Source organism: Luteibacter aegosomaticola (assembly GCF_023078475.1).
Taxonomy (GTDB): domain Bacteria; phylum Pseudomonadota; class Gammaproteobacteria; order Xanthomonadales; family Rhodanobacteraceae; genus Luteibacter; species Luteibacter aegosomaticola.
Window position 1 is genome coordinate 550,881 of record NZ_CP095741.1, and the last position, 9,334, is coordinate 560,214.

A 9,334-nucleotide genomic window follows, 5' to 3' on the forward strand; every position below is an offset into this window, starting at 1 on the left:
CGTGCGCCGACTTCCCGCCCGCCGGCATACGCGTGGCTTCAGTCTGCTTGAGGTGATCGCTGCGATCGCCGTGCTCGCCATTGCCTTCGCGGCATTGATGCAGGTGGCCGGTAGCGCCATGAGCCTGACGGCCCGGGCCAACGAACGGACCCAGGCGGCGCTGCGCGCACGCACCCTGCTCGATGGCGCGTTCATCGTCGATCCGCTGCAGGCCGGCAGCACCGATGGCCGCTTCGACGATACCTATCGCTGGCAGCTCAACGTGTCGCCGTTCAACGTAGGCGATGCCCCGTCGGACGGTAACGGGGGCAACCGCTTGTTCCGGCTCGATCTGGATGTTTTCTGGGGTGATCCCAGCCACGAGCGCCGCGCGCACTTCTCCACGCTGCGCCTGGCTGGTGCACAGGGTGGTGCCCAGTGATCCGCGCGCGTGGCTTCAGCCTGATGGAGGTGCTGGCGGCGCTGGCGTTGCTTTCCATCGTGCTACTTGGCGTGTACTCGGGGATCAGTACGGCAGGCCGTATTGTCCGAAGTGGCGACCAGGCGATTGAGCGGATGGATGAAGTCCGTTCGGCGCAGGCTTATCTGCGCAGCGAACTGGCCCAGGCGCTGGTCATGCCATTTGGCGAAACCGACGATGGTGATCCGATCGTCTTCCAGGGAGCCGCCGACAAGCTGACCTTTGTCGCTCCCATGCCGGGGTACCTCTCCCGGCTTGGGCCGCAGATGCAAACGGTATCGCTGGTCGAGGAGGATCACGGTAGCTACCGCCTCGAGGTCAGCCTGTACCTGCTACCGCCCGACGGTAGCGAGCCGAAAGCCCTGGGTGAGCCACAGGTGTTGATGCACGGGATTCGCAAGGGGGCATTCAGCTATCGCGGTGTGGATGACCAGAACAAACCCACGGATTGGCAGGCCTCGTGGGGCGATGGGCGGCGTACACCCTCGCTGGTGCGGATCGCGCTCGACGTGGACGGCCAGACCGTGTTTCCCACGCTGGTCGCACCCTTGCGCATAGACCCCTCGGCGTCGCGCAACGGCTTCTCCCTTTTGCGTGGTTCGCGCAGGCCGGTGGTGCAATGAGCGCGAAGCGTTCGCAACGCGGCGTGGCCCTGCTCATCGTGCTGTGGGGCTGCACGTTGCTGGCGATCATGCTTGGCGGTTTCGCTGCGCTGGCGCGCACCGAAGGCCTGCAGGCGCGTTATCAGTTCGCGCAGACGCGCGCGCACTACGCGGCGGAGGCGGGCATCATGCGCGCTATCGATGGCTTGCAGACACCCGACCCGCAGGCGCGCTGGATCGCTGATGGACGTATGTATACGTTCGCGTTCGACGATGCACAGGTAGCAATCACCATTGTCGATGAGGACGGCAAGGTCGATCTCAACGCGGCTTCGGCGGATGTCCTGACAGGCTTGTTCAAGGCAGCCGGTGTGGATGACGATCGCGCCACGAAGCTTTCCGGCGCCGTGCAGGATTGGCGTCGCCCCGGCGACGCCGCTTCGCCCAACGGTGCCAAGCGCCCGCAGTATGAAGCCGCGGGGCTGGACTACGGCCCGCGCAACGGCCCGTTCGCGACCGTGGAAGAAGCGCGCATGGTGCTCGGCATGGACGAGAGGGTATGGGCCGCCATCGCGCCGGCCATCACCATCTGGTCGGGCCGCGAACGGCCCAACACGGAACATGCGCAGCCTCTCGCGCTCGCTGCCATCCCGGGGCTGGACGGCTCGGGTGCCCAGGCGATTCTCGCCGCGCGCGCCCAGGCGGGTGGTGCGGCTGTCGCTGGCGGCAATGGTGTTACCCATACGATCCACGCGGAAGCGACGCTTGAGGACGGGACACGGAGTGCCCTGACATCAACGATCCGACTGCGTGGGATAAGATCCGGCAACCAGCCCTACGCGATATTGCGTTGGCGCGAAGGAGATACCGAATGACCGCCCTGCAGGATGCTTCCCAGCTACAGCTCGACCGCCTGCGCCGTGCCTGGCGCGGCAGTGCCTTGCCAGGCTTCCTGCGCTGGTGGGGTGGCGAGCTCGCCGGCCTCGTGCCGCCGCGCTGGCGCTATGCGTTCGCCGGTGGGCAGCAGTGGTACGCGCTGGAGCGCCAGGGCACGCGCTGGGTGCTTCGCCGTGCGGGTGAATCCATTCCCCTCGCCAGCGCCGACGATGCGGAGCCGGCGGAACAGCGTGCCACCGAACTGCAACGTGCTCTTGCGGCCAGCGATCCTGCCGATCGCTACATCGCACTGGTGCTTCCAGCCGCCCAGGTGCTCCGCCGTCGGCTGGTGATGCCTGTAGCGGCGCGCGACAACCTGCGCCAGGTCGTGGGTTTCGACCTCGACCGGCAGACGCCGTTTCGTGCCGCCGATATCCACTACGGTGTGCGCGACCTGGGTGAGGCAGCGGGCGAAGGCCGCTTTGCCGCGGAGCTCGCGGCGACGCCACGCGCCACGCTCGATCCTTTGCTGGATGAACTGGCGGGTCTCGGCATCACGCCGGATCGCGTCGATGTCGCCGACGGTGCCGCGCTCGCCGGCCTGGATGTGTTGCCACCGCAGCGTGCGCCGCGCCGCGTCGATCGACGCCGTCGCCTCAACATCGCGCTGGTCGTCGGCATCGTCGTGCTGGCCATCGTGGCCATGGCTACCTGGTTGCACAATCGCGAGGCCACGCTCGATGCCATGCGCAGCGAGGTGGATGCGATGCAGGCCGATGCGAAACGCGTGAGCGCCCTTCGCCAGCGCCTTACGGAAAGTGCGGGAGCGTCGGGCTTCCTGGCCAGGCGCAAGGTGGAATCACCTGCGATCCTGCCGGTGCTGCGTGAACTGACGACGCGGCTGCCGGATGACACCTGGCTGGAGCGTTTCACGTTGAATGCCAGCGGCCAGATCGGTTTCCAGGGGCAGAGCCCGCAGGCGGCCAAGCTCATCGATGCGCTGAAGGGCGCAAAGACGATCGGAGAACCCAGTTTCCAGGGCACCATTCAGACGGATCCCACCTCAGGCAAGGAGCGCTTCTACATGCAAGCCAAGGCATTGACGCCGAAGCCCGCCGCGGCAGCGAAACCGTCGGCACCCGCGCGCGCGGGCAGCGCGGCAAAGGGAGATGCGCCATGATGGCACTCGGCAAGATGAAACCTGCGGAATCGCGCGCTGCGGCGGTGCTGCTGCTGGCCATCGTCCTCGTCGTCGCGTACTTCCTTTTCATCCATTGGTGGTTCGTCGCGCCGCAGCTGGCGATGGGCGACGAAATGGATGACTTGCGCGACACCCAGCGCCGCTATGCCACGGCGATCGCCGAACGGCCGCAACTGGAGAAGCGCCTTGCCGCCGTCGAGCAAGGGCAAACGCGCAGCGATGCCTTCCTTTCGGGCGATGACACCAATGCCGCCGCCGCAGGCCTCATGCAGCGCATCGTCGACGTGGCCGCCGCGCACAAGGAAGACGGCGCGTGCGACGTGGTGCAGAAGATGCCGGTGCCCAGCCAGGAGAAGGCGGGCGACCCGTACCGCAAGGTCACCGTGAACATCAGCCTGCGCTGCCAGATGCAGCCGATGGCCGCCGTCCTTCACGATATCGAAGAAGAGGCGCCCTATCTCTTCATCGAGGATTTCAGCATTTATCGCAATCCCGTCGCCGCGCGTAACGGCGGCAGCGCACCGCTGGAAGTGCAGTTCACCGTCTCCGGTTACATCCATGCCGCGCGCGCGGCAAAGGCCTCGACATGAACGCCGCAGGCCAGCGTCGCCTGACGCCTATCCTTGCAGGTATCGCCATCGCCCTGGCGGGTACCACGGCTGCGTTCGCACTGGGCATCGGCCGCGGCGTGCATTGGGACGACCCCTCCGCCGCCGAGCCATTGCCGCCGATGCGCGCCGCCGCCATGCCCAAGCCCAGCCCGCTCGACCAGTATGCCGAGGTGTGGCAGCGTCCATTGTTCATGGCGGATCGCAAGCCGGTGGTCAATGCAGGCGGCGATGACGACAGCAGCAACATCGGTGACCTCGAGCTCACCGGTATCATCATGACCTCCGACCTGCACATGGCCTTGTTGCGGGACAAAGGCAAGAACACCACGGTGCGCGTGAAGGAAGGCGCCGCGCTCGAGGGCCACTGGACGCTCGCCTCGTTGACGCCGCGCAGCGCGGTCTTCGATAACGCCGGGCAACGCCGTGAACTCGCTCTCAAAGTGGCTGCGCCTGAGCCACTTGCCGGGCAGAAGCCGGGCACGCCGCCACCGCCAGGGCAGCAGCCGGCACGGCCCCCGCAAGCGTCCGCTGACGATGGCGTCCGGGTGATCCAGCCGCAGGGCGGTGGCATGACCGGCCCCACGTTGCCCCACCCGCCAGGGGCCAACGGCGGCGAACGCAATGCGCCGCCGCGCCAGGACGATGCCGACCTTCAGCGGGCCCGCATCGAGGCATTGAAGCAAGCGGTGCAAAAGCGCCGGCTTGAACAACAACAGCAACAGCAACGCCAGCAGGATTCGCGCTAACCGGCGCACACGCGCCTTACCTCATGGAAAGAGGAAACCACCATGCAACGATTGACCCTGGGCATGGCCATCATGATGGCCATGGCGACGACCGGCTGCACGTCGAATCCGTCGCGCCTCTCTGGAAACCTTGAGCGCGAGGCACTCGAAGACCTCGCGCGTCCCGTACCTGACACCGCACCGCTGGTCACGACGATTGACGCCGATCCACCACGCAAGGTGGCGTCGTCCATCACGCGTGGAAGCGGCCAGTTCGTCATGCCGCAAGCGCTGAAAAAGCCGCGGCCCGACGTGAAAGGCGAAGGCACGCTCACGTTTAACTTTGAAGACCAGCCTGTCGAAGCCGTCGTCCGGGCGATCCTCGGCGATGTGCTCGATGCGAACTACGCGATCACGCCGGGCGTGCAAGGCACCATCTCCTTCTCAACCGCCAAACCCGTGGCACGAGAGCAGGCCCTGCCGATCCTCGAAACGCTTCTGTCGTGGACGGGCAATGCCCTCGTTCAGCGGGGCGACCGCTACGACGTGGTGCCGCGGCGCCAGGCAGTCGCAGGCATCCTGGCGCCGCGCCTTGCCGCGTCGGCACCGCGTGACGGCCACGCGGCCCGGCTCTTTCCCTTGCGCTACGTATCCGCGAACGAGATGGAAAAGCTCGTCGCGCCGTTCGCCGCGCCGGACGCACTGTTGCTGGTGGATCCCGTCCGCAACCTCCTGGTCATGGCCGGCACGCCCGATGAGCTCGAAAACTATGCCGCCAGTATCGAAACCTTCGATGTGGATTGGGTCGGTGGCATGTCGGTCGGTGTGTTTCCCCTGGAGCATGCGACCACGAAGGAACTGCTGCCAGGCCTGGAGTCGGTCTTCGGCGCCAAGGGCAAATCGCCGGCCGCTGGTCTCGTGCGCTTCCTTCCGGTGGAGCGGAGCAACGCCATCGTCGTGATCGCGACGCAGCCTGCGTTCCTCGAGCATGTCGGTGAGTGGATCGAGCGGATCGACGTCGGTGGCGGCAACGCGCCACGCTTATATGTCTACGACGTTCGTAACCTGCCCGCCAGCGACGTCGCCAGGCACATCGGCCAGATCTATGGGGGTTACCAGGCGTCGGCGGTCGATCACGGCGGTAGCGTTGGTCCCGGCCTTTCGGCCACCACCTTCGACGGTGGCGAAGAAGACCTGGACGACGCGGCCGACCCGCGCTCACAAGGTCAGGGCGAAAGCGACAGCTCGTTCTACCAGCCACCCGAACCCCCCATCGGCCCGGCCACACAGGATGGCCTGCGCATAACGGCCGTCGACGCGAACAATCAGGTGCTGGTACACGCCCGACCCTCGCAGTGGGCGACCATTCGTGACGCGATATCGCGACTGGACACGTTGCCGCTGCAGGTGCAGATCGAAACACGGATCCTCGAAGTCTCGTTGCAGGACAACTTCCGTTTCGGCGTGCAGTGGTATCTGGAAGGCCTCGCGGGCAGCGGTGGCAACGGCACGCCTGCGCAACCAGGCAATAAGCAGGCGTGGGGCATCGGGCGGCACCCGCCAGCGCGGGGTGGTGCGGACACGTTCTTCTATTCGTTCGTCAACAAGGATATCCAGGCCATCGTGCGGGCCATGGAAGAGGATACGCATGCGCGTACGCTCTCCGCACCGTCGCTGGTCGTGGTCAATAACCGGCGTGCATCCATCCTGGTGGGTGACGAGGTGCCGGTGACGCAGACCTACGTGAACACGCAATTGGGTGGCAGCAATGAAGTAGGGCAGGTCACCTACAAGAAGACCGGCGTCATCCTCAATGTGCGCCCTCGTGTGAATCCCGGTGGCCTGGTCTATCTCGAAGTGGCGCAGGAGGTAAGCAAGGTGGGTGAGGCCGCGAATGCATCGGGCAATGCACCGATCGAGAAGCGCAAGCTCACGACCGAGGTCGCGGTGCAGAGCGGGCAGACGGTGCTGCTGGGTGGCCTGATTCGTGAACTGGGCGCGCATGGGCGTAGTGGCGTCCCCGGCCTCTCGCGAATTCCCGTGCTGGGCCACCTGTTCGGCAACCGCTGGGACAACAACCATCGCACGGAGACGATCGTGCTGATCACGCCCCGGGTCATCGCGAGCGCCGACGATGCCCGCCGCGTAGCCGATGACTACCGCAAGCGCTTCCGCTCCCTGGCGCCTTTCGCCAAACCCGACGAAGGCTGAAAGACCCCTGTAGGGGCGCGCTCGCGCGCTCCTACAGGTAAGCGGGCAGGCTGGGCCGGGGTTGCGTACCATACGCGGTGCATGAGCCCCACCTTCCCCATTACCGCGCTACTTCCGGATATCGTCGCCTCGCTTGCGGAGCGGCCGCGGCTGGTGTTGGAAGCGCCTCCGGGCGCGGGCAAGACCACCCAGGTGCCGCTGGCGTTGCTGGATGCTCCCTGGCTGGCTGGCCAGCGCATCCTGATGCTTGAACCGCGTCGTATCGCGGCCCGCGCGGCAGCGAGCTTCATGGCGAGCCAGTTGGGCGAGGAAGTGGGTGGCACGGTGGGCTATCGGATTCGCTTTGAATCCCGCGTAGGCCCGCGCACCCGTATCGAAGTGCTGACGGAAGGCATCCTCGGCCGGATGATCCAGGACGACCCGCTACTCGAGGGCGTTGGAGCCATTCTGTTTGATGAATTCCACGAGCGTCACCTCGCCGGCGACCTGGGCGCGGCGCTCGCACTGGATGTGCACGCCAGCCTCCGTCCCGATCTGCGGCTGGTCGTGATGTCCGCGACGCTCGATGGCGAGCGCATCGCGCGCTGGCTCGATGCACCACGCATCACCAGCCCCGGCCGGAGCTACCCGGTGGACGTGCAGTATCCGCCCGCACGCACGCAGGAGACGGTGGAGCAGCACCTGGCGCGTACCGTGCAGTTGGCGCTGCGGGAGAACGACGGTGATGTGTTGGCGTTCCTTCCCGGGCGCCGCGAGATCGAGCGCGCACGCGGGATGCTGGAGCGCCTGGATGGCGATGTTGAAGTCGTCGCCCTGCACGGCGAGCTCTCACTCGCGGAGCAGCAACTGGCCCTCGCCCCGGCGGAGCCCGGCACGCGTCGCGTCGTGCTCGCCACGAACGTGGCCGAGTCGAGCGTGACCTTGCCAGGCATTCGCGCCGTGGTGGATAGCGGGCTCGCGCGTGAGCCGCGCTTCGATCCACCGTCAGGCTTCACCCGGCTGGAGACGGTGGTCATCTCGCAGGCGTCGGCCGACCAGCGCGCGGGCCGCGCGGGGCGCGTCGCGGCGGGCCGCGCCTACCGGCTGTGGCCCCAAAGCCGCCGTCTCGAACCGTCGCGCATGGCGGAGATCGAGCAGGCGGAGCTTTCCGGCCTGGCGCTGGAGCTTGCCGGGTGGGGTAGCGCGACGCTTCCGTGGCTCGACCCGCCACCGGCCGGTGCCCTTGGCCAGGCACGCGATCTGTTGCGCCGGTTGGGTGCGCTCGATGAGGACGCCAACCTCACCGCGCTCGGCCGCGAGATGCTCGCGCTAGGCGCGGCGCCCCGGCTGGGCGCCGCTGCGATGCGCGCACACGCCACCCAGCGCCCCCTGGTGGCAGACCTGCTGGCACTGGCCGAGGCGCGTTCACCGCTGCGTGGTGAGGCATCACGCAACGATGATTTCCGGCAGCGGGTGCACGCGTTGCACCTCTGGCGTGATGGTGGCGCGCGCGGTGCGCGGATTGGCTCCGCGGACGCCGGCGCGCTGGTGGCCATCGACAAGGCCGCCTCGGGCTGGCGCCGCCGCCTGGAGGCGCGTAGCGCCGCGAGTGGCGTGCCCGACGCCCACGCCGTGGGTGATCTTCTGGCGCATGCCTTCCCGGACCGCGTGGCGAAGCGTGACGACACGCAGTCCATGCGCTACCAGCTGGCTAGTGGTCGCGGCGCACGTCTACACGAAAACAGCGCGTTGCATGGCGAGCCCTGGCTCGTCGTGATCGATCTGCGGCTGGAAGCACGCGATAGCCTGATCTTCGCGGCCGCGCCGCTCGACCCCGATGTCCTCGAGCGCGAGCACGGCGATCGCTTCGTCACCGAACGCGTACTGCGTTGGGACGACGATCGCCAGATCGCCGAAGCGTTCGAGGAGCGGCGCTTTGATGCGTTGGTGATCTCGCGCAAAGCCGTGCCGGTCGATGGAGCGGATGCACTTCCGGTACTGCTTGCCGCGATTCGTGCACGTGGCATTCATGCGTTGCCGTGGACGGATCACGCGCGGCGGCTGCGGGCACGCATGGGAGCGTTGAGGACATGGCGCCCCGAACTCAGCTTGCCTGACGTCAGCGACGATGCACTCGCGCACACGCTGGCCGACTGGCTTGGGCCCTACCTCTCGGGCAAGCGTAGGCTTGACGCCATCCAACCGTCAGATTTATCCGACGCGTTGTCAGCGATGCTTGACTATGATCAGCGGCGCGCACTCGATGCGCACGCACCGGAAGAGCTGGTCGTCCCCAGTGGCATGAGTCGCCGCCTCGAATACGGAGCGCGCGATGACGAACCTGGTGCGGCGCCCGTCCTGGCGGTCAAGCTGCAGGAGCTGTTTGGCCTTGCGGATACCCCACGTGTCGGCGATGGCCGCATTCCCGTGATGCTTCACCTGCTTTCGCCCGCGGGCAGGCCGATCCAGGTGACGCAGGATCTCTCGGGTTTCTGGAACCGTACGTACCCCGAGGTGAAGAAGGAACTGAAGGGGCGCTATCCCAAGCATCCCTGGCCCGATGACCCGTGGACGGCTGCCGCCACGCACCGTGCGAAGCCACGCGGTACCTGAGTCATTCCGCGTTTGTCCATAAGGGTTCGCTGACGACGGGCCGGATTTGTCTGACG

General features: G+C 66.8%; 8 protein-coding genes. All 8 read left to right on the plus strand.

From position 1 onward, the window contains the following. The first annotated feature begins 1 nt into the window (after nucleotide 1). The 8 genes from L2Y96_RS02405 (at nucleotide 2) to hrpB (ending at nucleotide 9,278) form a co-directional block, all read left to right on the plus strand. Nucleotides 2-421: a prepilin-type N-terminal cleavage/methylation domain-containing protein gene (locus tag L2Y96_RS02405; RefSeq protein WP_247331657.1), complete on the plus strand. Its 420-nt coding sequence runs from the start codon at nucleotides 2-4 to the stop codon at nucleotides 419-421. Further along, complete coding sequence (locus L2Y96_RS02410; RefSeq protein ID WP_247331659.1) at nucleotides 418-1,083, plus strand: prepilin-type N-terminal cleavage/methylation domain-containing protein; 666 nt, start codon at nucleotides 418-420, stop codon at nucleotides 1,081-1,083. The genes L2Y96_RS02405 and L2Y96_RS02410 overlap by 4 nt, the downstream gene beginning before the upstream one ends. Beyond that, nucleotides 1,080-1,937, plus strand: coding sequence for a type II secretion system minor pseudopilin (locus L2Y96_RS02415; protein WP_247331661.1), 858 nt, complete (start codon nucleotides 1,080-1,082; stop codon nucleotides 1,935-1,937). Before L2Y96_RS02410 ends, L2Y96_RS02415 begins: the two co-directional genes overlap by 4 nt. After that, nucleotides 1,934-3,118, plus strand: a complete 1,185-nt coding sequence (locus L2Y96_RS02420) for a PilN domain-containing protein (RefSeq protein WP_247331663.1) — start codon at nucleotides 1,934-1,936, stop codon at nucleotides 3,116-3,118. The genes L2Y96_RS02415 and L2Y96_RS02420 overlap by 4 nt, the downstream gene beginning before the upstream one ends. Next, entirely contained in the window at nucleotides 3,115-3,729 is a 615-nt protein-coding gene (gene gspM / locus L2Y96_RS02425; protein WP_343218432.1) for a type II secretion system protein GspM, read from the plus strand. Before L2Y96_RS02420 ends, gspM begins: the two co-directional genes overlap by 4 nt. Further along, complete coding sequence (locus tag L2Y96_RS02430; RefSeq protein ID WP_247331665.1) at nucleotides 3,726-4,496, plus strand: general secretion pathway protein GspN; 771 nt, start codon at nucleotides 3,726-3,728, stop codon at nucleotides 4,494-4,496. Before gspM ends, L2Y96_RS02430 begins: the two co-directional genes overlap by 4 nt. Before the next feature lie 42 nt (nucleotides 4,497-4,538). Then, a complete protein-coding gene (gspD, locus tag L2Y96_RS02435; protein WP_247331667.1) occupies nucleotides 4,539-6,686 on the plus strand; it encodes a type II secretion system secretin GspD in 2,148 nt (715 codons plus the stop codon). An 81-nt stretch (nucleotides 6,687-6,767) separates the two neighbouring features. Continuing rightward, nucleotides 6,768-9,278, plus strand: a complete 2,511-nt coding sequence (hrpB, locus tag L2Y96_RS02440) for an ATP-dependent helicase HrpB (RefSeq protein ID WP_247331668.1) — start codon at nucleotides 6,768-6,770, stop codon at nucleotides 9,276-9,278. The last annotated feature ends 56 nt before the right edge of the window (nucleotides 9,279-9,334 follow it).

What these genes read in the sequence shown, in the direction of transcription:
- gspD (WP_247331667.1), top strand. Translation starts at nt 4,539, where the DNA reads ATGCAACGATTGACCCTGGGCATGGCCATCATGATGGCCATGGCGACG.
- L2Y96_RS02415 (WP_247331661.1), top strand. Translation starts at nt 1,080, where the DNA reads ATGAGCGCGAAGCGTTCGCAACGCGGCGTGGCCCTGCTCATCGTGCTG.
- L2Y96_RS02420 (WP_247331663.1), top strand. Translation starts at nt 1,934, where the DNA reads ATGACCGCCCTGCAGGATGCTTCCCAGCTACAGCTCGACCGCCTGCGC.
- hrpB (WP_247331668.1), top strand. Translation starts at nt 6,768, where the DNA reads ATGAGCCCCACCTTCCCCATTACCGCGCTACTTCCGGATATCGTCGCC.
- gspM (WP_343218432.1), top strand. Translation starts at nt 3,115, where the DNA reads ATGATGGCACTCGGCAAGATGAAACCTGCGGAATCGCGCGCTGCGGCG.
- L2Y96_RS02430 (WP_247331665.1), top strand. Translation starts at nt 3,726, where the DNA reads ATGAACGCCGCAGGCCAGCGTCGCCTGACGCCTATCCTTGCAGGTATC.